The following is a 273-nucleotide window of genomic DNA, read 5'->3' on the forward strand; positions in this document are numbered from 1 at the left end:
AAGGCATCCACCGTGCGCCCTTATTCACTTAACTTCTTTGTGAAAAGACGTTTCGTTTTGTTTGATGTCTTGTCATCAAGTACGCATCTGCATGCGTCTCGATTCTCTTATCCAGTTTTCAAGGTTCATCGTGAGAAGATCCTTTGATCTCTCAAAACTGAACAACCAACCAGGTACGTCTTCCGTCATGTCCAGCTTCAGCTCCCAGACCCCGCAGGGTCTGAACGGTCGCTTCCGCCTTTCATGTTTCCTTAGAAAGGAGGTGATCCAGCC

1 protein-coding gene is annotated in these 273 nt (G+C 47.6%); it reads right to left on the reverse strand.

The genetic code is table 11. The features are described from left to right. Positions 1-75: 75 nt before the first annotated feature. On the reverse strand, positions 76-273 hold a 198-nt coding region (locus tag LF822_RS22740), incomplete at its 5' end, for a hypothetical protein (protein ID WP_253926385.1).

The organism is Halobacillus sp. A5 (assembly GCF_024189315.1).
Classification (GTDB): domain Bacteria; phylum Bacillota; class Bacilli; order Bacillales; family Halobacillaceae; genus Halobacillus_A.